This is a genomic window from Phenylobacterium ferrooxidans, from assembly GCF_042714595.1.
GTDB lineage: Bacteria > Pseudomonadota > Alphaproteobacteria > Caulobacterales > Caulobacteraceae > Phenylobacterium > Phenylobacterium ferrooxidans.
Genome location: NZ_JAOTJD010000024.1, coordinates 30,221 through 54,704 on the forward strand (window position 1 = coordinate 30,221; position 24,484 = coordinate 54,704).

Sequence of the window (24,484 nt, forward strand, 5' to 3'; positions counted from 1 at the left end):
GGCGCACAGGACGCCATTCCCCTGGGGAAGAGCAAGGGCCCCGCCCAAGAATGACGAGGAATGCATGGGCGTCAGGCGCCCACCCCTTGCGTCTCCGCCTGGTTCGGGTGGGTGACGTAGTAGTCCAGGTCCGCCAGCAGCCGGGTCCAGGCCTGGTCCATCTGCGGCGTCCAGTCGGCGCCGATCACCTGCTTCAGGGTCGCGGCCACCGTCGCGAAGAAAATCGCGAAGATATTGGGGGGCACGTCGTAGCCGGCGTGATTGATCACCTCGGTCTGGATCAGGGTGGAGGCGTAGAGCCGGTCGCCGACGAAATCCAGGATGGCCGAGAACACCTGGGCCAGCATCTCGCCGCGGACCGCCCAGTTCTTGTCGCTCCAGAACAGGGCCTCCATCTCCGGATGGTCGGCGAACAGGCGCGCATAGACCAGCGGCGTCAGGTCCTCACAACGCTCGGCAGCCAGTTCCAGGCTCTGCTCGATCAGGTTGGTGCTCATGGTGGGCTCCCAGTTAGGCGGCGATCATCGCGCGGGCTCAGCTTATCGGCAATCACTTAGGCGCCGTGGGGGGCTTGCGCCGAAGACGGCGGGCCTCTCAACTGACGCCAACCTCTCTCCAGACCGGATGTCCACCTTGCCCGCCAATCTGCTTGCGCCCCTGACCTTCCCACATGGCCCGGCCATGAAGAACCGCCTGATGCTGGCGCCGCTCACCAATCTGCAGAGCCATGTGGACGGGACCATGTCGGAGGACGAGTTCCACTGGCTGACCCTGCGGGCCCAGGGCGGGTTCGGCCTGACCATGACCTGCGCCGCCCACGTCCAGGCGGTCGGCCAGGGCTTTCCCGGCCAGATGGGCATCTGGTCGGACGCCCACATCGCGGGCCTGACCCGGTTGGCCACGGCGATCAAGGCGGCCGGCAGCATCGCGGTGGTGCAGCTGCACCACGCCGGCTACCGCTCCCCCAAGGAATTGATCGGGACCCAGCCGGTGGGCCCGTCCGACGACGAGGCCTCCGGCTCGCGGGGGCTGTCGACCGCCGAGGTCGAGCAGGTGGTGGACGACTTCATCGTCGCGGCGGTGCGGGCCAAGACCGCCGGTTTCGACGGCGTCGAGGTTCACGGCGCCCACTCCTACATCCTCTGCCAGTTCCTCAGCGCCGGCCTGAACCGGCGCACCGACCAGTACGGCGGCTCGGCGGAGAACCGGGGGCGGATGATCGTGGAGATCCTGCGGGGCGTGCGGGACCGCTGCGGCCCGGACTTCCTCCTGGGCCTGCGCCTGTCACCGGAGCGGTTCGACCTGGATCTGCGGGAGATCGCCGATTTCGCGCAGCATGTGATGTCCGAAGGCCTGATCGACTTCCTCGACATGTCGCTGTGGGACGCCTTCAAGGAGCCCGCGGACGAGGCCTACAAGGGCCGCACCCTGATGAGCTATTTCACCGAGCTGGACCGCGGCGAGGTGCGGCTGGGGGTCGCCGGCAAGATCATGAGCGCGGCCGACGCGCGCGCCATGCTCGACGCCGGCGCCGACTTCGTCCTGCTGGGCCGCGCCGCCATCCTGCACCATGACTGGCCGCACCGGGTGGAGATGGACGCCGACTTCAAGCCCGTCAGCCTGCCGGTGACCCGCGAGCACCTGCGCAAGGAGGGCCTGGGCCCGGCCTTCGTCGACTACATGGCGACCTGGAAGGGGTTTGTGACGGAGCCGGAGGTGGTCGGGGCCTAGGGCGCGACCGCCTTGCCGTCGGCCTTGTAGACGGTCCCGCCCTTCATCACGAAACCGACCTTCTCCAGGGTGGTGACGTCGGCCAGCGGGTCACCGGCCACGGCGATGATGTCGGCGTAGCGGCCGGCCTGAATGGAGCCGATGTTCTTGGCGTCTCCGATCAGGTCGGCGGCGCTGGCGGTCGCCGCTGTGATGGCGTCGGACGGCGTCATTCCGGCCTTGACCATCAGGGCGAACTCCTGGGCGTTCTCGCCGTGGGCGGACATGCCGAAGGTGTCGGTGCCAAAGGCGATCTTCACCCCGGCGGCATAGGCGTCGCGCAGGTTCTTGACCATCACCGGCACCACCATCAGGGCCTTCTCGGCGGTGGAGGGATTGAGTTGCTCCGGATGGGTCTTGGCCCGGTCATAGACCCGGGCGCCCACCAGCATGGTGGGGACGAAATAGGTCCCGTGGGCCTTCATGATCCTGTAGCTCTCGGCGTCGGCGAAGGAGCCGTGCTCGATGGAATCCACCCCAAGCGCCGAGGCCTTGTCGATGGCCAGCTTGCCGTGCGCGTGCGCGGCCACCTTCATGCCCAGGGCGTGGGCGGCGTCGATGACGGCCTTGATCTCGTCGTCGGCCATCATCTGGTGCTTGGGATCGTCGCCGATGGACATGACCCCGCCCGAGGGCATGATCTTGATCAGGTCGGCGCCCCGGCGGTGAAGCGTGCGGACCGCTCGGCGCGCCGACTCCGGGCTGTCCACCAGGTTGTCCTTCCAGTGGGGATGATCCAGGTCAGGGTCCAGGCCATTGGCCGCATCGCCATGACCGCCCGTGGGGCCGATGGCGCCGCCGGAGGTCCAGATGCGGGGCCCGGGAATTGCGCCGGAATTGACGGCCTTCTTCAGGGCCACGACCACTCCGGTCTCGCTGCCCACATCCCGCACCGAGGTGAAGCCGGCCAGCAGGGTGGCGCGCGCATAGCCGACCGACTCGATGGTCACGTCATAGGGGGTGATGGTCACCGCGTTGCGGATCGGGTCGCCTTTGTGGAAGCCGGCCGTGATGTGGTCGTGGGTGTCGATCAGGCCCGGCAGGACGGTTCCGGCCTTCAGGTCGATCACCTCCCAGTTGGGCGGGGTGACGTACCCCGCCTGCACGTCGAGGATGCGGTCGTCGCGGATTAGGATGGAGACCTCGGCGCGCGGGGTCTTGGAGACGCCATCAATCAGCCGCCCGGCATGGATGACCACATCCCTGGCCGCCGCCGGGCCTGCGCCCAGGACCAGGGCCGCAGCCGCCGCACTCGCCAGCCAACCGATATGCATGCAAACCCCCCGCCAAAACGCCTGGCGAAGCTAACGGGCCGACCGCGCCAAGGCTAGCGGAAGCGGATCAGGGCTTCCTGGGTGGCCGAGGCCACCAGAGCGCCGTCCGGGCCATAGATCGATCCGCGGTTGAAGCCTCGTCCGCCCGAGGCCGAGGGGCTGTCCTGCACATAGAGGTGCCACTGGGAGAAGTCGCTGGCCTTGTGGAACCACAGGGCGTGGTCGAGGCTGGCCACCTGCAGGCGGCCGGAATCCCAGTCCACAGCATGGGGCCGCAGCGAGGCGTCCAGCAGGGTCATGTCCGAGGCGTAGGCCAGGGCGCACTGGTTGAGCGCCACGTCGTCGCCGACGGAGACGCGGGCGCGGAACCAGCACATGTCGTTGGGCTCGCGCACCTCGGCCACCCCCTGCGGGGCCGGATCGACCGGGCGAACCTCGACGGGCCAGATGCGGCGGCTGGCGGGATCGAGCCCAGCCTTGGCGCGCAGCTCTTCCTCATTCAGCAGGGTGTCGGGGGCCGGGGCGGTGGGCATGTCGAACTGGTGCTCGAAGCCCTCCTCCGGGGTCTGGAAAGAGGCGGCCAGGTTGAAGATCTGCTTGCCGTTCTGCAGGGCCACGACCCGGCGCACCGCGAAGGAGCCGCCGTCGCGCACCCGCTCCACCTGGAACAGGATCGGGGTCTTGGGATCGCCCGGCCGCATGAAATAGCCGTGCATGGAGTGGCAGAGCCGACCGTCGTCGATGGTGCGATAGGCCGCCGCCATGGCCTGGGCCACCACCTGGCCGCCATAGATGCGGCTGCCGGCTCCGGGCGGGGTCTGGCCGCGATACATGTCCAGCTCGATGGGCTCGAGCTCCAGGATGCTGACCAGTTCGGAAACCTCGGCCATCAGAAGGCCACCGGAGCCAGGTCCTTCAGGGGACGGGCGGCCTTGTCCTTGTCCGACACCACCGAGCCGGCGAAGGCGGGCCAGTCGATGGCCAGGTCCGGGTCGTTCCAGAGGACCGCGCCCTCGGTCTGCGGCGCATAGAGGCCGTCGACCTTGTAGGCCAGCTCGGTGTCGGCCTCGAGGGTGCAGTAGCCGTGGGCGAAGCCGCGCGGCACCAGCAGCTGCTCACCGCCGGCGGCCGTGAGGGTGGCCGAGACCCATTGGCCGTAGGTGGCCGAACCCGCGCGGATGTCCACGGCGACGTCGAGGATCGACCCGCGCAGGACCCGCAGCAGCTTGGCCTGGGGGTGCGGGGCGGTCTGGAAGTGCAGGCCGCGCACTGTTCCGGCCTCGCCGCTGAAGGCGTGGTTGTCCTGCACGAAGTCGATATCCAGCCCGGCGTCGGCGAAGGCGCGCCGGCTCCAGGTCTCCATGAACCAGCCCCGCGCATCGCCATGGCGCTTGGGCGTGATAAGCAGGACGTCGGGCAGGGCGAGGGGCGTAATCGTCGTCATGGCGCCTCAGTTGGACGGAGTGACGCTTGCGATGGCGCGGGTTGGCGGGAAAGACAAGTCCTTGACGCCCGCCGTCAGCGTCGTGGTGGTCGCCTATCAGAGCGGCCGGCACCTGGAAACCTGTCTCGCGGCCCTGGCGGCCCAGGGCTTCGACGACCACGAGATCATCCTGCTGGACAACGCGTCGGACGACGGCGCGCCACAGGCCGCGGCGGGCGCCCATCCCAAGGTGCGGTTCGTGGAGGCGGGCTCGAACCTGGGCTTCGCGGCGGGGGTAAACCGAGCCGCCCAGCTCGCCACGGGCCGGTGGATGGCCCTGATCAATCCCGACGCCTTCGCCGATCCCGACTGGCTGGAGACCCTGATGGCGGCGACGGAGAGCTGGCCGGGCGTCAAATGCTTCTCCTCGCGCCAGCTGATGGCCGACGACCCGAGCCGGCTGGACGGGTTGGGGGACGTGATGTCCGGCGCCGGGTTTCCGTTCCGGGGCGGCTATACCGGCCGCGATCCGGGTCCGGTGGAGCCGGGCGAGGTGTTTTCGGCCTGCGGCGGCGCCATGCTGGTGGACCGGGCCTTCTTCCTCGCGCTGGGGGGCTTCGACGAGCGGCTGTTCTGCTACTGCGAGGACGTGGATTTCGGCTATCGCATGCGGCTGATCGGCGAGCCGACCATTGTCGTTCCCACCGCCGTGGTGCGCCATGTCGGCTCCACCGCCTCAGGCGGGCCAAGGTCGGAATTCGCGGTGTTCCATGGCACCCGCAACCGGTTCTGGGTGTTTGTGAAGAACACCCCGCCCCTGCTGCTGGCCCTGACCCTGCCCCTGCACATCTTCACCACCGCCCTGCTGTTCCTGCGCCACGCCGACCGCCACGAATTCAAGGCGCCCTGGCGCGGCTTGATGGCGGGGCTGAAGGGGCTGGATATCGCGCTGGCCGCGCGGCGCGAGACCCAGGCGACGCGCACCGCAGGCTCCTGGGCCATCGCGCGCGCCATGACCTGGAACCCGCTGGACCTGTTCCTGCGCCGGGTGGTGATCAAGCGGTAGGGGTCATTCCCCCGCCGCCGCCCATTCCACCAGCCGTTCCATGAAGGCGCCGCCGCGGTCCATCTGGACGGCCTCGACATATTCGTTGGGCTGGTGGGCCTGGTCGATGGAGCCGGGGCCGCAGATGACGGTGGAGAAGCCGGCCTGCTGGAACTGGCCGGCCTCGGTGGCGAAGGCCACCACTCGGGGCGGGCCGTTGTCGCCGGTCAGACGGCGCGCGAAGACCTCGGCGACGCCATCCGGCTCGGGCGCCAGGGGCGGGGTGGCCGATCTCCGCTCGACCCTCACCCCGGCCTCGGGGAAGCAGGCCTTCAGGGCCGCGTCGAGCGCCGCGCATTGGGCGAAGAACGGCGCCAGCAGAGCGTCCGGATCGAGGCCGGCGGCGTAGCGCAGATCGAACTGGAAACTGCACTCCCGGGCCAGGATGTTGCCCGCCGTGCCGCCCTGGACCAGGCCGATGGTCAGGGTCGCGTGCTTGGGCGTGAACAGGGAGGTGGGATCGGCCTCGCGCTCCAGCTTCTCCGCCAGGTCGCGCACCGCCGCCATCAGGGGCACGGCCTCCATGATCGCCGAGACGCCGAGCTGGGTCTGGCTGGAATGGGCCTCGTGGCCGTTGACCGTCACCAGGTGGTTGATGATCCCCTTGTGGCCGCGGACGGCCTCCATGTTGGTGGGTTCCCCCACCACCACCAGGGCGGGGGCCGGCAGCTCCGCCCCGATCAGGCGGATCAGATCGGGCGCCCCCAGGCAGCCGATCTCCTCGTCATAGGAGAAGGCTAGGTGCACCGGCTTCTTCGGACCCGCCGCCACCAGGTCGGGCACGGCGGCCAGCGCCAGGGCCAGGAACCCCTTCATGTCGCAGGTCCCGCGCCCATAGATGCGGCCGTCGTTCTTTGGCGTCAGCTTGAAGGGGTCGGTTATCCAGGCCTGGCCGTCCACCGGCACCACGTCGGTATGGCCCGACAGCACCACGCCGCCCTCAATCATCGGCCCCACCGTGGCCAGCAGGTTGGACTTGGTCCCCTCAGGGTTGGGCGCGCGCCGGTGCGGGACGCCGTGACCGTCCAGATAGGCCTCCACCCATTCGATGAGGGCGAGGTTGGAGAGCCGTGACGTGGTGTCGAAGGCCACCAGGGTCGAAAGGATATCGAGGGCGCGGGCGGTGAGGGTCATGGGTCACCCTAGCCTTGGGCGGCGGCCGGCTCCACCCGCCAGCCCGCGCAACTGAGCGTGAGGGCGCTTGACGTCGGGGCGGTGATCAAGCCTTAGGCACGGCCATGATCCTGACCCTCGCCTGCCCCGACCGTCCCGGCATCGTCGCCCGCGTCTCAGCCTTCCTGTTCGAGCGCGGCGGCAACATCCTTGACGCCCAGCAGTTCGACGACGAGGAGACCGGCCGTTTCTTCATGCGCGTGGTGTTCGCCGGCGACGAGAGCGCCGAGACCTTGCGCGCGGCCTTCGCCCCCCACGCCGAGGAATTCGGCATGGACTGGACCCTGCGCGATTCGAAGGTGAAGAAGCGGGTGATGATCCTGGCCTCGCAGCAGGACCACTGCCTGGCCGACCTGCTCTATCGCTGGCGGCGCGGCGAACTGCCCATGACGCTCTCCGCCGTGGTCTCCAACCACGCCGCCGACACCTATGCCCACCTGGATCTGTCGGGCGTGCCCTTCCACCACCTGGCCGTCGCCCGTGACACCAAGATGGAGCAGGAGGCCGCGCTCTGGAAACTGATCCAGGAGACCGAGACCGAGCTCGTGGTGCTCGCCCGCTACATGCAGGTGCTGTCCGACGGCCTGGCCGCCAAGCTGGAGGGCCGCTGCATCAACATCCACCACTCCTTCCTGCCAGGCTTCAAGGGCGCGCGGCCCTATCACCAGGCCCACCAGCGGGGGGTCAAGGTGATCGGCGCGACGGCCCACTACGTCACCGCCGACCTCGACGAGGGGCCGATCATCGAACAGGACGTGGAGCGCATCAGCCACCGCGACACGCCGCGGGATTTGATCCGCAAGGGCCGCGACATCGAGCGCCGGGTCCTGGCCCGCGCCGTGCGGTGGCGACTGGAGGACCGGGTGCTGCTCAATGGGAGCAAGACAGTGGTGTTTACCGACTGAGGCGAGGCCGTAAGAGGTTTCGTCCACGAACCACACGAACGTCACGAACGGTCAGCGGCTCACCCCAACTGTCATCCAGGCCGCAGCGAAGCGGAGAGGCGGAACCCATATGCGCGGGGTTCGCCGGAGAGATCGGCGCTTCTAGATCCCGGTCTTCCGTTGCGCGAAAACCGGGATGACACACTCGGGGAAGCGTCGCCGCCCTCTTGTTCGTGTGGTTCGTGTGGTTCGTGGACGATCTTCTTTCTACGCCCTCCGCAGCATCTTCATCGACTCCAGGTCGGCGGCCTGGGCGCAGTGGCGGCGGGCCATGGTCAGGAACATCTCGTCGCCGCGGTCGGTCTGCTTGGTGCTGACCGAAGCGAAGATGGCGGTGAACACGCCTTGCAGCAGGTAGTGGCGGTAGCCGGTCCAGGCCTCGTTCCAGTCATAGCTGACGCCGTACTTCCGCAGGGCCTCCAGCCATTGTTTCAAGAGGTCCTGCTCATGCTTCTGGCGGATCTCGGTCGGCAGGCCCGCGCCGATGAAATAGGCCACGTCCAGCACGCCAGGGCCTAGCGCCGTCGTCTGCCAGTCGAGCACGGCCATGGGCCAGCGGCCGCCCTGGGGTTCGAACAGCATGTTGTCGAGGCGGAAATCCTGGTGCTGCAGGGTCGGCGGGGCGGCGGGCCCGGAATAGAAGGCCCCGATATGGTCGGCGAAGTCCTGGCAGATCGTCATGTACTCCGGCTCCAGCCGGCCCTCGTAGCGGGCCCGGAAGGCCGCGATGACGCCGTCGAACATCCCCGCGATCGCGCCCGGATCGATCATCGGGCGATTGAGGAATTCCACCTGCGTCAGGGTCGGATCGGCCCAGCGCGGACCGTGCAGGGCCGCGGCCTCACGCATGGCCACCTCCGCGTCGGCCAGGGAGCAGCCGGTGAGCTGATCGCCGCCTCGGGCCGGGCCCATATCCTCCAGCAGGAGGACGAAGTCGCTGGTCGCAGGGTCGATCGCCGCCACGAAGGGCTTCGGCGTGCGGATATCCACCGTATGGGCGATCTGCTGGTAGAAGCGCACCTCGTTCAGATAGAGGCCGATGGCCCCGCCGGTGGCGCGGCTGATCGGGTCGGCGGACGGAAACTTGCCCACCACGCTGGCGGGCGCACCCTCCACGGGTCGGGCGTAGTCGAGGTTGAAGCGGAGGCTCTCCCCCAGCATGCCGTCGCCCACCTTCTGTGTGGTGAAGCCCTCGACGCGGACGGGGATCCCGGCGCCGTTCAGGGCGGCGGTCAGCCAGGCGGCGTCCACGCCGTTGGGGTCGGTGACGATGGGCAGGTCGCTCACGCCGCCTCTCCCAGGACGCGAGCGCGGTGCTCGGGGGTGAAGATCTCGGGCGGCAAGACCTCGGGGCCGGCCATCACCGCGAAGGTGTGGGCCCGCAGCGACGGGTCGAGGCTGGCGCGCTCATGGAGGCTGTCCCGCCGGGCCCGCGCCGCCGCGCCGAACTCGGCCTCCAGCGCCGAGACGAGGCCGGCGGTAAACCTCAGGCGGCGCAGGCGCTCGGCGCGCTCCTCGGCGTAGGGCGAGAAATCCGCCCGGGCCCAGTCGGCTTCCGCCTTCAGGATGTCGGTGACAATCCGCACGTCGCGATAGGTGATGGAGAGGCCAAGGCCGATGATCGGGTCGTTCCAGCCGCCGGCGTCCCCCACCAGCACCGCGCCCGGGGCGAAGGGCTGGTCGGTCCAGGCGTCGTTGTTGAAATAGGACAGCAGGGGGCCGATGGGCCTGGCGCCCGCCAGGTGAACATTGTCGGGCGAGCACTCCATGCGGAAGGCCTCGAGGAAGACCGCGGGACCGTCCGCGCCCGCGAACCGGCGGCGCTGATCCAGGGCGTAGCTGCCGTAGAGCCGCACGCGGCCGGAGCCCTGCGGGAAGGCCAGGAAGGAGAAGTCCCCCTCCACCCCGATGGCCTGCACCTTGGCGTCCCAGTCGGGCGCGCCGTCCACCAGCAGGCCGGCGAACATGTGGTGGGGGGCGTCCTGATGCAGGGGGATGCCCAGGCTCTCGCGGACCATGGAGGTCCGCCCATCGGCGCCCACCAGGAGGCGCGCCGTCGCCGTGGTGTCCTGGCCGTCATGGCGGAAGGTGACAGTGGGGCTCGCGCCCGCCGCCACCGAGATCACCTGAACGCCGCGCCGGGCGTCGACGCCTCGGCGGACAGCCTCGTCGAACAGGGTCTGGCAGTGTTGCGGGTGACCGAGACAGAGCGGGCCGGGAACCCCCGGCGCGAAGACCCCGAGCGGCGCAGGGGTCGACCGCGCCGCCTCCGGATCGCGGTTCTCGTCATAGGAGATGTGGGTCTCGATGTGGTGCCCGCCGGCGCTCACCAGCAGGTCGTAGAGCCCCAGGCGCTTGACCTCGGTCACCCCCCACGGCGCGATCCACTCGCCGCGCACCTTGTCCTCATAGACCTCGGCAGCCTCCAGCAGCAGGACCTTGGCGCCGGCCTGCGCCATCACCGCCGACAGAGCCGAGCCGCCGATACCCCCGCCGACAACGATCAGGTCGTAGCCCATCTGCCTGTTCCGTCCCTTGGCGCGCGCTCTGACGGCGCGGCTCGGGGACGATCTCGCAGGGTTCCTTAGGGTATGACAAGAGCATGGCGCGCGGCGAGAACGGCGAGCATCGCCAATCCGAAAACCTGGCCCACCAGGATCAGGTTCAGCTGCCGGGCGAAGGGCTGTTTGCGGGTCTTGTGGCGCAGCAGGCGTTGGGCGCTCACAGCCCCCAGACCGCCGCCGATGGCCGCCAGCCCCAGCAGGGTGGCTTCGGGGGTCCGGCGCAGCCCGCCGGCGGCGGCGCGCTTGTCGGCGGCGAACGCCGCGAAGGTCATCAGGTTGATGACCGCCAGGTAGAGGAGAATAAGGTTGACCACCGCGCCACTCTGCCCTGACAGCCTTAGCGGTCCGTTCACCGGGGCCTAAGCATTGCCCGCCATGCTGAGCAGGAACCTGGGGCGGAGGACGCCATGTCGATCACTGTTGGCGAGACCCTGGCGGCGGAGAGCGCCGCCGCGCCGCGCCGCCACCTATGGGGGCCGACCGCCGACTTCCTGCTGCTGGGGGGCGGCTCGCTGCTGGCCTTTCCGGTCCTGCTGCTGCTGCCCGCCGATCGGGTCGCCGCGCCGCTGGCGGCGGCGATGTGGATGGCGATCAACATCCTCAACCACCCGCACTTCGCCCATTCCTACCAGATCTTCTACCGAGGCTTCGGAGCCAAGGCGCTGACGGGCGCCCATGCGCCCGCCCTGCGCTGGCGCTATGTCTTCGCCGGGATCGTCGTGCCGCTAGTGCTGGCCGCCTATCTCGGCGCGGCCCTGATGAGCGCGGACTCGCGCCTGCTGGGCTTTGGCGGCAACCTGATGGCCTTCTTCGTGGGCTGGCACTACGTCAAGCAGGGCTACGGCATGCTGATGGTGGATGCGGCGCTCAAGCGGAGCTTCTTCACCGCCCTGCAGAAGAAGGTGTTCCTGGTGAACGCCTATGTGGTCTGGGTCTTCTCGTGGCTGAACGCCAACCACCAGGTGAAGACCACCCATCTCTGGGGCCTGGACTACTACGCCCTGCCCGTGCCCGCGCCCTTGCTGATGATCGCCGGTCTGGCGGCGGCGCTGACGACCGCCGCGACCCTGCTGGTGATGGGTCGCGCCTGGCGGAGCCTGCCCTGGAACGGGGCCGTGGCGTATGGCGTCAGCCTCTATATCTGGCTGGTCTTCATGCGGATCAATCCGCTGTGGCTGCTGGTGATCCCGGCCTTCCACTCCCTGCAGTACCTGGCGGTCGTCTGGCGCTATCAGGGCAACGTGGAGCGCGCCAAGGCCGGCGACTGGCGGCGCGGGTTCGCGGTCTTCGTGGCCTCAGGCGTGGCTCTGGGCTTTGTCGGCTTCTGGGCCCTGCCCAACCTGTTGGACGCGGTGATCCCCTATGACCACGCGGTGTTCGGAACCACGGCCTGCCTGTTCGCGGTGTGGATCTTCATCAACATCCACCACTTCTTCCTGGACAACGTCATGTGGCGCCGGGAGAACCCCGACACCCGCGCGCACCTGTTCAGCTAGTCGCTTTGGCGCTCAGCCCTGGCCGACCGAGCCGGGGCCCGGCAGGACGCCGATCAGTTCGATCTTGAAGATCAGCACGCTGTTGCCGGGGATCTCACCGCCGCCCGCGCCCTCTTCGCCATAGCCGAGTTCCGGCGGCACGTAGAGCATCCAGACATCGCCGGGCCGCATCAGTTGCAGGGCCTCGATCCAGGCCGGGATCAGGGCGTCGATGGGCATGGCCGCCGGGGCGCCGCGCTCGTAGGAGCTATCGAAGACCTTGCCGTCCAGCAGCTTGCCTTCGTAGTGAACCTTCACCTCGTCGCCCTTCTGGGGCTTGGCGCCCGTGGCCGGGCCCGACTGGACGATTTTGTACTGCAGGCCCGAGGGCAGGGTGACCACGCCCGCCGCCTTGCCGTTCTTGGCCAGGAAGGTGTTGGCCGCGGTGAGGTTGTCGGCGGCGACCTGCTTGTTGGGGCCGCAGGCGGCCAGGACCACCAGGGCCAGGGCGAGAACGAAACGCTTCATCACTAGCTTCCTCATTAGACGCGTGACGGGCACCGGAACCGGCGCCCACTTCCGGCTGTCACGCTCTTAAACAGCGCGGGGCGGGTAGCCGCTCTCGCGCAGGGCGTCCATGATTTCCTGGGTGTGCTGGGCGTCGCGGGTCTCGATCATGATGTCGAACTCCGCGCCCTTGGCGGGCACGTCCAGGGCCAGGCGGTTGTGGGCCACCTCGACGATGTTGGCGCCCATGTTACCGATCAGGGCCGAGACGGTGCCCAGCAGGCCCGGTCGGTCGTCGCCGACGATGCGCAGGGACACCAGCCGCTGCTCGCGCACCAGCTCACGGGTCAGCACCGAGGCCAGCAGGCGGGTGTCGATGTTGCCGCCGGTGATGATCAGCCCGACCTTCTTGCCGCGGAACTTCTCCGGATAGGCCAGCAGGGCGGCGAGCGAGGCCGCCCCGGCGCCTTCCACCACCGTCTTCTCCACATTGCAGTAGAGCGCGATGGCCCGCTCGAAATAGGGCTCCTCGATCAGCAGCACGTCGTCGATCAGCGGCCGGGCGATGGAATAGCTCTCGTCGCCGACGCTCTTGACCGCGATGCCCTCGGCGATGGTGGCACCGCCGGTGGCCGCGCCAACGCCGCGCATCTTGGCGGTGAAGGAGGGGTACATGGCCGGCTCGACGCCATAGATCTCGACCTTGGCGTTCAGCGACTTGGCCACGGTGGCGCAGCCGGCGATCAGCCCGCCGCCGCCGATGGGGATCGGCAGGACCTCCAGGTCCGGCACGTCCTCGAACATCTCCAGGGCCACGGTGCCCTGGCCGGCCATCACCTTCACGTCGTTGAAGGGGTGGACGAAGACCAGCTCGCGCTCGTCGCATAGCGTCTTGGCCAGCACAGCTGAGTCGTCATAGGTGTCGCCCTCGACCACCACCTCGGCCCCGAAGGCTCGGGTCTGCTGCACCTTCACGAAGGGGGTGCTGCGGGGCATGACGATGGTCACGGGGATGCCCAGGCGGGCGGCGTGATAGGCCAGGCCCTGGCTGTGGTTGCCTGCGGACGCCGCGATCACGCCCCGCTTGGCCTCGTTGTCGCTGAGCTGCAGCAGGGTGTTCAGCGCCCCGCGCTCCTTGTAGGCCGCGGTGAACTGCAGGTTCTCGAACTTCACCCAGACCTCGGCCCCGGTAATCTCCGACAGCGTCTTCGAGTGTCGGCAGGGGGTGCGCTCGATGCGCCCCTTCAGCCGCTCGGCAGCCGCGCGGATATCGTCGATGGACAGGGTCATGATCAGGCCAGGGGTGAAAAGGACGCCACCTCTAACGGCGTGGGCGTCCTACGGCAATGTCAGCTTGGTCGCGCTTTCCGGGCGGCGAACCGGTTCCCACTTCGCCTGAAAGCGCTCAGCGCAAACCGCGCAGGACATCCACGCGGCGCATGGCCTTGCCCGGCAGCTCGGACATCTTGCCCAGCGGCAGGGCCTCGGCGGCGCGGCGGACGCCGTAGACGGCGTGACGGACCAGGGCCGCCGGCGCGACCCCGCCGACGAAGCCGTGGGTCACCCCGACCCCGGTATTGGCCAGCTCGCGCTTGAAACGGTAGTCGCCGGGACCGAGGTCGAGGCGGGAATAGGGGGTGGCGTCCATCCAGCGCAGGATGTCCTGGAACAGCAGGATCCCTGGCGAGTAACGCTCGAACTCCGGCTCGTGAGCGATGAGCCAGCCATGCACGGTCTGCTTGCCGTGCAGGTGCAGGTGGACGGCGGCCAGGCGGTCGCCGAAGTGCAGGGTGAAGAGGCCCGCCCCGAAGTCCGGATCGCGGCGTTCGAACAGGTCCTGCATCAGGCGCAGGGTCCAGCCGGCGTCGAAGATGTCGGTCTGACCGGTGGCGTCGAGCTGGGCGCGCTTCCAGGCCACCAGCTGGTCGAAGTCGGCCTGGCTGCGGGAAAAGGCGGTGAAGGTGGCGGGACCGATCTCGCGCTCGACCTTGCGGCGCTTCTTGTCGCAATCCTTCAGGACCGAGGTTCCAGCCTCGCGGCGGGCGGCTTCATAGGCGTCGTAACCCATCGCGACATCGACGATGTGGGAAAGCTGGCGACCCCGCGCATAGGGGGCGAACGCGGCCTGGTCCTCGATCATGTGGCAGAAGTCGTAGCGCTGGACGCCCAGGGCCTGGATCATCCTGCGCGCGTCGATCGACACCCCCGGTTCGGCCACCAGACCCTGATAGTCGCACATCGGCGCCCCCACCGGCATGGCGGTCAGATGACCGACCCGGACCGGAAGGAAGGCCACATCACGGCCCTCCACGATGGCGACGGCGACACGGATCTGGCGGGAGGTCTGGCGCTGGACGCGCTCCAGCGTGCGGGCCCAGTCGGGGGACAGGAAGGGGCTGTCGAGGGTGATGTCGCCGGCCTGCAGCTCCGCCCAGCGGGCCATGCGCTGGGCCGTCATGTCCTGCGGACGAAGAACTTCGATCTGCAAGGCGGCCAATCCCCGGCGGCGAAAACGCGATAGCAGCCGCCGACCTTAACCACGAAGTCTTTCCGCGAAGTTGCCGGAATCGCCGGGATGCAACTTCTGCGGGGCTCGCGGCGCAACCTCAGATTATAGCAGCGCGCCGCGCCCCTGGGCCGTCAGCGCCTCCACCGCGGCCTTGACCGAGGCGGTGGACTCGCGACGGGTCACCAGGACGACGCCGTTCTCCACCACCACCACCAGGTCCTCGACGCCGGCCAGCACCACCGTGTGGCCGTCGGTGCGGGCGATATTGCCCTTTGACCCCACGGCGATGGCGTCGCCGTCCAGGGCGTTGCCCTCGGCGTCGTGCACCGAGCCTTCCCACAGCGCGTTCCAGTTGCCCACGTCGCTCCAGCCGATGTCAGCCCCCACCACGCTGGCGCGGTCGGTCTTCTCCATGATGGCGGTGTCGATAGCTTCCGAGGGGGCGGTGAGGAACGCAGGCCCAAGCGCGATAAGGTTGCCAGATCGCTGCGCGTCCTTCACCCCGGCCTCGGCGGCGGCGCAGATGGCCGGCGCCAGGCGGCGGCACTCCTCCAGGAAGGCCTGGGCGCTGAACATGAACATGCCGGCGTTCCAGCCATAGTCCGGATCGGCCACGAACCGCTTGGCGGTGGCGAGGTCCGGTTTCTCGACGAACTGGGCGACCTTGCGCACCAGACCCTCGCCGGCGCCGGCGCGGATATAGCCGTAGATGGTCTCAGGCCCGGTCGGCTTGAGGCTGAAGATCACCACCTCGCCGCTCTGCGCCGCGGCCCGTCCCGCCTCGATGGCCGCATGCATGGCCGGCACGTCGGACACCAGGTTGTCGGCGTGGAGCAGGATGAAGACCCCGTCCGGATCGATCTCGGCGGCCACGGCGGCGGCGGCCACCGAGGCCGCGGCGGTGTTGCGGGGCGCGGGCTCGGCGATCAGGGCCTGGGCTGTGATCCCCACCTCGGCCAGCTGGGCCCGCGTCATGTCGGCATGGGCCGCGGCGCAGACCACGATGGGCGGATTGAACATCGGCCCCGTCACCCGCAGGGCGGTGGCCTGGATCAGGGTCTCGTCGCCGCCCAGGCGGTGGAACTGCTTGGGCTTGGCCTGGCGCGACAGGGGCCACAGGCGCGTCCCCGCGCCGCCAGACATCAGGATGGGCGTGATCTTCGAGGTCATGATCGCCGATCAGGCCGCTTCGACGGGCGGGTCGAACTCGGAGACCAGGTGACCTGGCGCGATCTCCTTCAGCTCCGGCACATAGACCTGGCCCAGGGGATCGGCCGACAGGCGCGAGGGCAGGAAGCGCAGGGCGCTGCGCGGGTCCATGGGGCTGGGGGGCTCGCCCACGAGCTTCAGCCGCTTGCGGGAGCGTTCCCGGACCGGATCGGGGATCGGCGCCGCCGACAGCAGGGCCTTGGTGTAGGGATGGTGCGGATTGGCGTAGAGCTGCTCACGGTCGGCCTGCTCCATCACCCGGCCCAGATAGAGCACCATCACCCGGTGGCTGATCTCGCGCACCACCGCCAGGTCGTGGCTGATGAAGATCATCGCCAGGCCCATCTCCTTCTGCAGCTGGATCAGCAGGTCGATGATCTGGGCGCGGATGGAGACGTCCAGGGCCGACACCGCCTCGTCGCAGATCACCAGCTTGGGCTTCAGGATCATGGCCCGCGCAATGCCGACCCGCTGGTTCTGGCCGCCGGACAGTTCGTGCGGATAGCGGTTGATCAGGGCCGGCAGCAGACCGACCTTGGCCATCATGGCCGCCACCTCGGCGTCGCGCTCGGCGCGCTTCAGCTGCGGCTTGAACACCTGCAGGGGCTCGGCGATGGAGTCGCCGATGGTCACTCGGGGGTCGAGGCTGGCCAGGGGATCCTGGAAGACGATCTGCAGGTCGCGCCGCGCGGCCCGCATGGTTTCCTTGTCCGCGCCGGTGATGTCGCGGCCCAGCAGGGTGACCGCCCCGCCGGTGGCCGGGATCAGGTTGATCACGGCGCGCGCCAGGGTGGACTTGCCACATCCGCTTTCCCCCACCACCCCCAGGGTCTCGCCCTGGCGAACCTGGAAGGAGACGCCGTCCACGGCGCGCAGGTTGCGCTTGGCGCCGAACAGCCCCTCGTGGATCGGAAACCAGACCTTGATGTCGCGGCCTTCCACCACCACCGGCGCGTCGGCGGCGACAGGGCTCAGGGTCGGGCGGCCGCCACGGTCGGAGCGGTCCAGGCGCGGGATCGCGTCCAGCAGGGCGCGGGTATAGGGGTCCTTCGGCGCGGCGAAGATCGCCTGCGCCTCGCCCTCCTCGACATAGGCGCCGTCCTTCATCACGCAGACCCGGTCGGCGAGGCGGGCGATGACCCCCATGTCGTGGGTGATGAGCACCATGGCCGTGCCGGTCTCGCGCTTCAGCTCGTCCATCAGGTCGAGGATCTCGGCCTGGACGGTGACGTCGAGGGCGGTGGTGGGCTCGTCGGCGATCAGCAGGGCGGGCGACCCTGCCATGGCCGCGGCGATCATCACCCGCTGGCGCATGCCGCCGGAAAGCTCGTGCGGGTACTGGCGCAGGCGGCGCTCGGCGTCGGGAATGCGGACCCGCTCCAGCCAGTCCTTGGCGTGCCTGGTGGCCGCCTCGCCGGACATGCCCAGGTGCAGCCGCAGGGGCTCGGCGATCTGCTCGCCGATGCGGACGTGGGGGGTGAGCGCGGTGAGCGGATCCTGGAAGATCATTGTCATCTTCGAGCCGCGGATCTTGTTGAGCGCCGCAGGCTTGAGGTTCAGCAGTTCGGTCCCGAGGAACTTGGCCGAGCCGGTGGCCTTGCCGTTGCGGGCCAGCAGGCCCATCAGCGCCATGAAGGTCTGGCTCTTGCCCGAGCCGCTCTCGCCGACCACCCCGAGCGTCTCGCCGCGGGCCACGTCCAGGGACACCCCCCGCACGGCCGCGACCACCCCGTCATGGGTGGCGAAATCGACCCGGAGGTCCTTGATGGAGAGAACAGGCGATGCGTCGGCCAAGGCGACCTCGAAAACAGGAAGGGACCGCCGACCATAGACGGGGCGGTGTGTCGGCGAAATGACGCGTTACGAAAGCTTAAGTCCAGACCCCCGCGACGCCGCGCGGGCTTGGCGTTACAGTGGCAGGGTGAGCGCGCCCGACCAGACCCCCCGCCCCGCCCTGTTCCTCGATCGCGACGGGGTGCTCAACGAAGACCCCGGCTATGTCTATCGCTGGGAGGACTTCGTCTGGATTCCAGGCGCCCGGGAGGCCATCGCCGCTTTCAACGCCGCGGGCTGGTGGGTGTTCGTAGTGACCAACCAGTCGGGGGTGGGCCGGGGCTACTACACCGAGGCCGACGTCCAGAAGCTGCACGTCCAGATGAGCGCCGACCTCGCCAAGGCCGGCGCCCGCGTCGACGCCTTCTACTACTGCCCGCACCACCCCGAGGCGGCGCATGAGATGTACCGCCATCCCGATCCGCCTGGCCGCAAGCCCAATCCCGGCATGCTTCTGCAGGCGATTGAGGAGTGGCCCGTCGACCTGGCCCGCTCCCTGATGGTGGGCGACAAGGACGGCGACGTGGAGGCCGGGCGCCGCGCCGGCGTCCGCGGCCTGAAATTCACCGGCGGCGACCTGAAGACCTTCCTGGAAGGGGAGCTGACATGAGCGCCATGATCGAGGTTGCGGGAGTGGTCTACGACTACCCGTCGGCTCGCGCCCTGCACGGGGTGTCCTTCCAGGTCCAGGCCGGCGCGGTGCTGGCCCTGGTGGGTCCCAACGGCGCGGGCAAGTCGACCCTGATGCGCTGCATCGCGGCCCTGGACGTCCCCACCGAGGGGACCATCCGGGTCGCGGGCCTCGACGTCGAAGCCGACCCGCGCGGGGTGCACGCCGCCATCGGCTATCTGCCCGACTTCTTCGGCCTCTATGACGAGCTGTCGGTGCGCAAGGCTCTGACCTATGCCGCTCGGTCTCGCGGCGTTCCGGTCGCCGAGACGGCCGCCGCCGTGGAAATGGCGGCGGCCCGGGTGCAGCTCACCGACCGCCTGGAGGCACGCGCCGGCGAACTGTCACGCGGCCTGAAGCAGCGGCTGGCCATCGCCCAGACCATTGTTCACCAGCCCCGCGTCCTGCTGCTTGATGAACCCGCCGCCGGGCTCGACCCCGAGGCCCGCCGCAGCCTGTCGGACCTGATCCTGTCGCTGGCCAAGGACGGCATGACCATCGTGGTCTCCTCCCACATCCTGGCCGAGCTCGAAGACTACTCCACCCAGATGCTGATGATCCGCGACGGCGCCGTGGCCGGCGGCGGGGTGGTGGCGGCCGGGTCCGGACACCATGACGGCGCGCGGGTGGAGGTCACCTTCGCCCAGCCGCCGCCAGACCTGGCCGAACGGCTGGAGGCGCTCGACGTCACCGTCGAGAAGGTCACCGGCGACACCGCCATTCTGGCCTTGCCGGAGGGCGAGGACGACTCCGCCCTGTTGGGCAAGCTGATCGGGGCGGGACTGAAGGTCCGGTCCTTCCAGGCGGCGCGAAAGACCCTCGAAGACGCCTATCTGGCGGAGGTGGCCCGATGAACCCGGAATTCCAGCGCAATCTCTGGCTCGAGGCCTCGCCCCGGCGCATCGCCTGGGCCGCTGTCGTCCTGATCCTGATCTATGGCGCCACCGCCCTGGTGGCGCGTGAGTCCGCCGGTGGGCCGCTGCCGGCCATGGCGGGCGTCGGCGCCCTTGTCTTCATCATCTGCGGCGTCCTGTGGGGCTCGCGCGCCGCCGGCGGCGCGGTGCTGGGCGAGATCGCCGACCGCACCTGGGACTTCCAGCGGCTCTCGGCCCTCACCCCCTGGTCCATGACCTGGGGCAAGATGCTGGGCGCCTCCAGCCTGGCCTGGATGTGCGCCCTTACCGGCGTCGTCCTGATGGCCGGCCTGATGCTGGTCCAGGGCCAGCCCGGCGCCCTGTGGATGCTGGGCTTCCTGATCGCGCTCGCCCTCTTTCTCCAGGCGGTCAGCCTGGCCGTCGCCCTGATCGGGGTGCGCAAGGCCCGCGCCGAGGGCCGGGTGGTTCGGGCTGGCGGCGTGCTGGGCGGCCTGATCCTGGGCGTCTTCCTGCTGATGGTGGTGGCGGGATCGGCCGGGTTCCAGCGCGGCGCGGGGCTCTCGGGCCTCTCGTCCTTCCTCTATGCGCGCGGCGACATCGGCTGGTGGGGCCAGATCTTCCCGGCGACCGGCTTCCGCACCATCGCCACCCTGGCCTTGGCGGGCTGGGCGCTGGCCGGCGCCTGGCGGCTGATGCGGCTGGAGCTGCAGATGAAGAACCTGCCGGTGATCTGGCCGGCTTTCCTGATCTTCCTGGCGGTCTTCCTCGGGGGCTTCGCCTACGGAGCCGGCGGGACCGCCGCGGCCCTGCTGGTGGGCGCCCTGGCCGTGGCGCTGGCGGCCTACGCCGCGGCCTTCGCCGAACCCGCCGACCGCGTGCGGCTGCGCCAGTTCGGCGCCTCCGTCGCCAAGGGCGATCTGGCCCGCGCCCTGCCCCTGACGCCGGCCGCCATCGCGCCCTTCCTGCTGGCCCTGATCCTGGTCGCCGCCGCCTTTGCGGTGGGCGGGGCGGGCTCGGCCTTCGACCAGGGTCCCGATCCGGCCCAGGCCACCGCCCTGCTGGCCTTCGTCCTGCGCGACCTTGCGGTGATCACCCTCTTCCGCTTCGGGCCGCGTCCGCAGCGCGGCGACTTCGGCGCGGTGGTGGCGCTCGCCCTGCTCTACGGGGTCGGCGGCATCGTCGGCTCGGTCATCAGCCCCGGAACCGGCCAGGCCCTGTTCGTGCCCTTGTCCACCGCCCCCTGGGCCAGCCTCGCCTCTGGCCTCGCCCAGGCCGCCATCGCCTGGGCCCTGGCCTGGCGGCGGATCAAGGCGCCGGAGGTCAGGTAGCCCAGCTTCCCCCACGAGGGGGAAGCTGACGGATCACCGCCCCGCCATCTGCTCCAGCATCCGCTCCAGGGTGGCCAGTTCGTCGGCCTCGCCGGCGGGCTTGTCCCAGCGGATACGGTGGATGCGGGGGAAGCGCATGGCGACGCCGGACTTGTGGCGGGTGGAGCGCTGCAGGCCCTCGAAGGCCACCTCGAAGACCAGGCCGAAGTGGGGTTCGGCCTTCACCGAGCGCACCGGCCCGAACCGCTCGAGGGTGTTGTCGCGGACGAACTTGTCGATCTGTTTCAGCTCCTCGTCGGTGAAGCCGAAATAGGCCTTGCCCACCGGTGTCAGGGCCCGCTTGCCCTCCACCTCCTGCCAGACCCCGAAGGTGTAGTCGGAATAGAAGCTGGAGCGCTTGCCGTGGCCGCGCTGGGCGTACATCAGCACCGCGTCGATCAGGAATGGATCGCGCTTCCACTTGAACCAGGGGCCCTTGGGGCGGCCGGCCTCGTAGATCGAGTCCCAGCGCTTCAACATCAGCCCCTCGGCGATCTGCGGGTCGCCGGCCGGGGGTGAGGCGCGTAAGCGCGCCAGTTCAGCCCAGGTCTCGAAGGGCTGCAGCGGCGAGAGGTCGATTCGGGGGGTGGCCAGCCGGCCCACAAAGGCTTCAAGCCGGACGCGCCGCTCGCGGAAGGAGAGGGTTCGCGTGTCCTCCCCGGCCTCGGCCAGCAGGTCATAGGCGCGGATGCCGGCGGGATGCCTGGCCATCAGCTTGGGATCGACCGTCTTGCGGTTCAACCGCTGCTGCAGATCCCCGAAACTGGCCACCCCGTCATCGCCCATCACCAGCAGCTCGCCGTCCAGGGCGCCCTCGAAGTCCAGCACCTCGAGCACATCGGGGAAGGTCTTTGAGATGTCGTCGCCGTTGCGGGTGTAGAGGCGCCGGATCCCCTCCTCGTTCACCGCCTGGACGCGGATGCCGTCCCACTTCCATTCCGCGCCATAGTCGGCGGGGTCGAGCTTGCCGAAGTCGACGGCCTCGTCGATGGCCTGGGCCAGCATGGTGGGGCGGAAGCGGCCGGGCGAATCCGGCCGTGGACGGTCCGAGCGGCCCTCCAGCCAGGCGAACAGGTCTTCATAGGGCGGGTGCAGGGCATGCCAGACCTCCTCCACCTCGTTGATCGCCACCCCGCCCAGGTCCGCCGCCGCCTGCTTGGCGAGGCGGCCAGACACCCCCACCCGCAGGCCGCCGGTCATCAGCTTCAGCAGGGCCCAGCGCCCCGTGGGCTGCATGGAGTCCAGCCATCCCTCGATCAGACGCTGCACCTCGGCCCGGGTCGCGCCGCGCAGGGCGTCGATGACCTCCGACAGCTCCGGCTCGCGATTGGCGCCCGGCCGCGCGGGCCAGACCAGGGCCACGGTCTCGGCCAGGTCCCCCACATAGTCGTGGGACCAGCGGAACAGCAGCGGGTCCATCCGTTCCTCCACCGCCTTGCGGATGAAGGCCGGCTTGGCGGCGTCGAAGGTCAGGTCGCCGGTGAGGGCGGCGAGCGCCCAGCCCCGGTCCGGATCGGGGGTCTCGCGCAGATAGTCGCGCACCAGGGTCAGCTTGGCGTTGCGCGACGCCGTCAGCGACAGACGGTCCAGGAGCTCGGCGAAGGCGCGCATGGGAGGAGAAGTCTATGTCCCCCCGGGCGGTTGCGCGACCCCGGCGCGAAAGCCGGAGCCGCGCGGCCCTCAATCGACCTTCGGCGCGTCCTTGGTCTTGCGGCCCCAGCGCGGCAGCCGCCGGCGGAACACCCACAGCAGGCCGCCGATCACCAGGACCCAGGGCGCGAGGAGCGCGACCGTGCGGATCATGGCCGCCAGCGTGCCGGCCAGGATGTCGGCGACGTCGCCCAAGGCGCGGCCCACCGGGGACCAGGCGCCTTCCGGCGCCAGGACGCCGCCGGACTCATAGGTCAACCTCATCTCCGAGGTGGCGACCCGGCCGCGCATCATGGTCAGTTCCGACTGGGTGGCGTCGATCTCGCCCTGCACCCGGGCCAGTTCCCGCTCCACCTCCAGCAGGTCGGAGAGCTTGCCGGGACGGCTGGCCAGCAGGCCCTGCAACCGGTCGCGCAGGGTGGTGCGGGCGCGTAGGGCGGCCTCTGAGTCGACGATCCGCCGCGAGAGGTCCTCGGACTCCACCGCCGCCCGGACCAGCCGGCCGCCATGGGTCTTGGCCTCGGCGCTTAAGGACTCGCGGAAGCGCTTCAGCCAGACGGGCGTCGCCCGCAGGGTGAGGGCGCCGCTGACCCGGTCCTCGCCGGCCTCAGACACGGAAGACCCGACCACCTGACAGACCGCCGCGCCCGCGTTGGCGCAGGCGGTCTCATGCCGGGTGACCAGGGCGCGGATCGCCTTGGGCGGGGCGCTGATGGCGTAGTCGTAGCTGTAGGCCAGCATCGGGATGCCGACCGGCAGGGGCGCCTGGGGGGCGGCTCCGCCCCTGGCGTCGGCGGGCGCGCCGGCGGCGGCGCTATCGGCCAGGGCGGCGGGGGCCATGGGCGCGGCCTCCTGGGAGGCGACCTCTGCAGATCGTTCGGCGGGTTGGGAACAGGCGCCGAGGATCAGGCTGGCGGCGAGGAAGACAACGACACGCATAGGCTCAAAGTCCTTCCGATCACGCCCCCGTGATGAGGACGGTAACAGGTTCGTGATCGCCTGCAAGGGTGGGTTAGCCGTCCTCCTCATCATCGTCATATCCGACCAGGGCCAGCGCCCGGGCCTGGATGCCGTGCAGCTGCGCCCAGCGGGCCAGGGCCTCCTCGCGGCCATGGGTGATCCACAGCTCGCCGGGGCGCAGTTCGTCCACCGTGGCGGTGAGCTCGTCCCAGTCGGCGTGGTCGGAGATCACCAGGGGCAGTTCGGTCCCCCGCTGGCGGGCCCGGGCGCGAACCTGCATCCAGCCCGAGGCGAAGGCCTGGACCGGATCGGGGAAGCGCCGCGACCAGCGGTCCTGCAGGGCCGAGGGCGGGCCGATGACGATGGCCCCGGCGAAGTCCTGCTTGGTGGCGACGGTGGCGGGCGCGAGCGGGCCAAGGTCGATACCGTGGTCCTCATAGAGCCGGTTGAGCCGCTCCAGGGCCCCGTGGACATAGATGATCTTGTCCCAGCCGGCCTCCCGCAGCAGGCAGATCACCCGCTGCGCCTTGCCCAGCGCATAGGCGCCCACCAGGTGCGAGCGTTCCGGGAACTGGGCCACAGAGCGCAGTAGCCGGGCGATCTCGCCCGAGTCCGGCGGGTGTCGGAACACCGGCAGGCCGAAGGTGGCCTCGGTGATGAAGACGTCGCAGGGGACAGGCTCGAAGGCCGCGCAGGTGGGATCGCGCCGGCGCTTGTAGTCCCCCGACACCACCATGGTCAGGCCCTTCCACTGCACCACCGCCTGGGCCGAGCCCAGGACGTGGCCGGCGGGGACCAGGGTCACCTCCACCTCGTCGCGGCGGACGGTCCGGCCGTAGGGCGCGGCCTCCGTGGCGGCGGCGAAGTCGGCGCCGTAGCGCTCGGCCATGATGGCCAGGGTCTCAGGGGTGGCCAGCACGGCGCCGTGGCCCGAGCGGGCATGGTCGGAGTGGCCATGGGTGACCACGGCCCGGTCCACCGCCCGGGTGGGGTCGATATAGAAGTCGCCGGGGGGGCAATAGAGGCCGGCAGGCGTGGGGCGCAGCAGGGACTCAGGCTTGATCATCGCGGCCGCCGCATCCTGGAAAGCTCCACCTTACGGGACATTAATATTGTGAATTCAACGTCATGACCAAGACTTAACGGGTCTTTCGCGCGGCTCACGCCTACACCGCC

The 24,484-nt window shown here is 69.7% G+C and carries 23 protein-coding genes; 7 read left to right on the top strand and 16 right to left on the bottom strand.

The features are described 5' to 3' along the window. Positions 1-71 precede the first annotated feature (71 nt). On the bottom strand, positions 72-497 hold the full coding sequence (locus tag OCL97_RS13320; protein ID WP_377370457.1) for a globin domain-containing protein: 426 nt from the start codon (positions 495-497) through the stop codon (positions 72-74). Positions 498-633: 136 nt separating this feature from the next. Between OCL97_RS13320 and OCL97_RS13325 the strand changes: the two genes are divergently transcribed. Beyond that, positions 634-1,731 (top strand): NADH:flavin oxidoreductase, encoded by a 1,098-nt coding sequence (locus OCL97_RS13325; protein ID WP_377370458.1) that lies wholly within the window; start codon positions 634-636, stop codon positions 1,729-1,731. On the opposite strand, the gene OCL97_RS13330 is transcribed toward OCL97_RS13325, so the two are convergent. The 3 genes from OCL97_RS13330 to rfbC are packed head-to-tail and all read right to left on the bottom strand — an operon-like array spanning position 1,728 to position 4,488. Beyond that, positions 1,728-3,044: a metal-dependent hydrolase family protein gene (locus tag OCL97_RS13330; protein ID WP_377370459.1), complete on the bottom strand. Its 1,317-nt coding sequence runs from the start codon at positions 3,042-3,044 to the stop codon at positions 1,728-1,730. The genes OCL97_RS13325 and OCL97_RS13330 overlap by 4 nt on opposite strands. A gap of 53 nt (positions 3,045-3,097) precedes the next feature. Beyond that, entirely contained in the window at positions 3,098-3,934 is an 837-nt protein-coding gene (locus OCL97_RS13335) for an acyl-CoA thioesterase (protein WP_377370460.1), read from the bottom strand. Next, on the bottom strand, positions 3,934-4,488 hold the full coding sequence (gene rfbC, locus OCL97_RS13340; protein ID WP_377370461.1) for a dTDP-4-dehydrorhamnose 3,5-epimerase: 555 nt from the start codon (positions 4,486-4,488) through the stop codon (positions 3,934-3,936). Before rfbC ends, OCL97_RS13335 begins: the two co-directional genes overlap by 1 nt. Positions 4,489-4,549: 61 nt before the next feature. On the opposite strand from rfbC, the gene OCL97_RS13345 reads away from it, so the two are divergent. Continuing rightward, positions 4,550-5,533 carry a glycosyltransferase family 2 protein gene (locus OCL97_RS13345; RefSeq protein ID WP_377370462.1) on the top strand — a complete coding sequence of 328 codons (984 nt, stop codon included), beginning with the start codon at positions 4,550-4,552 and terminating at the stop codon, positions 5,531-5,533. A 3-nt stretch (positions 5,534-5,536) separates the two neighbouring features. Here the strand turns inward: OCL97_RS13345 and argE are convergent, their stop codons facing one another. Then, a complete protein-coding gene (gene argE / locus OCL97_RS13350; RefSeq protein WP_377370463.1) occupies positions 5,537-6,706 on the bottom strand; it encodes an acetylornithine deacetylase in 1,170 nt (389 codons plus the stop codon). Positions 6,707-6,810: 104 nt separating this feature from the next. On the opposite strand from argE, the gene purU reads away from it, so the two are divergent. After that, positions 6,811-7,650: a formyltetrahydrofolate deformylase gene (purU, locus tag OCL97_RS13355; protein WP_377370464.1), complete on the top strand. Its 840-nt coding sequence runs from the start codon at positions 6,811-6,813 to the stop codon at positions 7,648-7,650. Positions 7,651-7,896: 246 nt separating this feature from the next. Here the strand turns inward: purU and OCL97_RS13360 are convergent, their stop codons facing one another. The 3 genes from OCL97_RS13360 to OCL97_RS13370 form a co-directional block, all read right to left on the bottom strand. Beyond that, a complete protein-coding gene (locus OCL97_RS13360) occupies positions 7,897-8,976 on the bottom strand; it encodes a phosphotransferase (protein WP_377370465.1) in 1,080 nt (359 codons plus the stop codon). After that, on the bottom strand, positions 8,973-10,208 hold the full coding sequence (locus tag OCL97_RS13365; protein WP_377370466.1) for an FAD-dependent oxidoreductase: 1,236 nt from the start codon (positions 10,206-10,208) through the stop codon (positions 8,973-8,975). Before OCL97_RS13365 ends, OCL97_RS13360 begins: the two co-directional genes overlap by 4 nt. Positions 10,209-10,273: 65 nt before the next feature. After that, positions 10,274-10,567 carry a DUF1294 domain-containing protein gene (locus tag OCL97_RS13370; protein ID WP_377370467.1) on the bottom strand — a complete coding sequence of 98 codons (294 nt, stop codon included), beginning with the start codon at positions 10,565-10,567 and terminating at the stop codon, positions 10,274-10,276. 93 nt (positions 10,568-10,660) lie between these two features. Here OCL97_RS13370 and OCL97_RS13375 point away from each other — a divergent pair, with 93 nt between their 5' ends. Then, positions 10,661-11,749 (top strand): hypothetical protein, encoded by a 1,089-nt coding sequence (locus tag OCL97_RS13375; RefSeq protein WP_377370468.1) that lies wholly within the window; start codon positions 10,661-10,663, stop codon positions 11,747-11,749. Between the two features lie 12 nt (positions 11,750-11,761). On the opposite strand, the gene OCL97_RS13380 is transcribed toward OCL97_RS13375, so the two are convergent. The 5 genes from OCL97_RS13380 to OCL97_RS13400 form a co-directional block, all read right to left on the bottom strand. Then, complete coding sequence (locus OCL97_RS13380) at positions 11,762-12,256, bottom strand: FKBP-type peptidyl-prolyl cis-trans isomerase (RefSeq protein ID WP_377370469.1); 495 nt, start codon at positions 12,254-12,256, stop codon at positions 11,762-11,764. Positions 12,257-12,322: 66 nt separating this feature from the next. Further along, positions 12,323-13,525 (bottom strand): threonine ammonia-lyase, encoded by a 1,203-nt coding sequence (locus tag OCL97_RS13385; RefSeq protein WP_377370470.1) that lies wholly within the window; start codon positions 13,523-13,525, stop codon positions 12,323-12,325. 115 nt (positions 13,526-13,640) lie between these two features. After that, complete coding sequence (locus OCL97_RS13390) at positions 13,641-14,723, bottom strand: GNAT family N-acetyltransferase (RefSeq protein WP_377370471.1); 1,083 nt, start codon at positions 14,721-14,723, stop codon at positions 13,641-13,643. 123 nt (positions 14,724-14,846) lie between these two features. After that, positions 14,847-15,914, bottom strand: coding sequence for a mannose-1-phosphate guanylyltransferase (locus OCL97_RS13395; protein ID WP_377370472.1), 1,068 nt, complete (start codon positions 15,912-15,914; stop codon positions 14,847-14,849). A gap of 9 nt (positions 15,915-15,923) precedes the next feature. After that, positions 15,924-17,747, bottom strand: coding sequence for an ABC transporter ATP-binding protein (locus tag OCL97_RS13400; RefSeq protein ID WP_377370473.1), 1,824 nt, complete (start codon positions 17,745-17,747; stop codon positions 15,924-15,926). 127 nt (positions 17,748-17,874) lie between these two features. On the opposite strand from OCL97_RS13400, the gene OCL97_RS13405 reads away from it, so the two are divergent. From OCL97_RS13405 to OCL97_RS13415, 3 genes are read left to right on the top strand one after another with little or no spacing between them, the layout of a single operon-like run. Beyond that, positions 17,875-18,396: a D-glycero-alpha-D-manno-heptose-1,7-bisphosphate 7-phosphatase gene (locus OCL97_RS13405; RefSeq protein WP_304777554.1), complete on the top strand. Its 522-nt coding sequence runs from the start codon at positions 17,875-17,877 to the stop codon at positions 18,394-18,396. Next, positions 18,393-19,310 (top strand): ABC transporter ATP-binding protein, encoded by a 918-nt coding sequence (locus OCL97_RS13410; protein ID WP_377370474.1) that lies wholly within the window; start codon positions 18,393-18,395, stop codon positions 19,308-19,310. Before OCL97_RS13405 ends, OCL97_RS13410 begins: the two co-directional genes overlap by 4 nt. Next, positions 19,307-20,659: a hypothetical protein gene (locus OCL97_RS13415; RefSeq protein ID WP_377370475.1), complete on the top strand. Its 1,353-nt coding sequence runs from the start codon at positions 19,307-19,309 to the stop codon at positions 20,657-20,659. The genes OCL97_RS13410 and OCL97_RS13415 overlap by 4 nt, the downstream gene beginning before the upstream one ends. Before the next feature lie 33 nt (positions 20,660-20,692). Here the strand turns inward: OCL97_RS13415 and OCL97_RS13420 are convergent, their stop codons facing one another. The 3 genes from OCL97_RS13420 to OCL97_RS13430 all read right to left on the bottom strand — a co-directional run bounded on the left by OCL97_RS13420 (position 20,693) and on the right by OCL97_RS13430 (position 24,374). Next, positions 20,693-22,309: a cisplatin damage response ATP-dependent DNA ligase gene (locus tag OCL97_RS13420; protein WP_377370476.1), complete on the bottom strand. Its 1,617-nt coding sequence runs from the start codon at positions 22,307-22,309 to the stop codon at positions 20,693-20,695. A 69-nt stretch (positions 22,310-22,378) separates the two neighbouring features. Continuing rightward, positions 22,379-23,287 (bottom strand): DUF4349 domain-containing protein, encoded by a 909-nt coding sequence (locus OCL97_RS13425; protein ID WP_377370477.1) that lies wholly within the window; start codon positions 23,285-23,287, stop codon positions 22,379-22,381. A gap of 73 nt (positions 23,288-23,360) precedes the next feature. Beyond that, positions 23,361-24,374 (bottom strand): ligase-associated DNA damage response exonuclease, encoded by a 1,014-nt coding sequence (locus OCL97_RS13430; RefSeq protein ID WP_377370478.1) that lies wholly within the window; start codon positions 24,372-24,374, stop codon positions 23,361-23,363. Between the last annotated feature and the right edge of the window lie 110 nt (positions 24,375-24,484).